Origin of the sequence: Hungatella sp. SL.1.14 (assembly GCF_024460495.1) — a bacterium.
In the GTDB taxonomy this organism is placed as follows: Bacteria; Bacillota; Clostridia; order Lachnospirales; family Lachnospiraceae; genus Hungatella; species Hungatella hathewayi.
The window spans coordinates 1-219 of sequence record NZ_JANFYJ010000610.1; the positions used below are offsets into that span (position 1 = coordinate 1).

General features: G+C 53.9%; 1 protein-coding gene. It reads right to left on the reverse strand.

Going from position 1 to position 219, the window contains the following annotated elements:
* Positions 1-219 (reverse strand): peptidoglycan recognition protein family protein (locus NE473_RS32495; protein WP_256265757.1); only part of this gene is annotated, 219 nt, incomplete at both ends.

The following is a 219-nucleotide window of genomic DNA, read 5'->3' on the forward strand; positions in this document are numbered from 1 at the left end:
TGCGCGGGCACCATTTACGTTTGGCATCATAGTGCCGGATCACCCGATCAGCAGGGATCCCCGTCTCCTGAATCAGATGCTGTACCAGATCTACGCAGTTAAGCCGCGCCTTGTCGTAGCTACTGTCTGGATTAACGCAGATCTCGATGTTGATCGTGTTTTTGTTATTGACTCCAGCCACCAGCGGCGTTCCGTACTGCTTGCCTACAGCCCATGCTC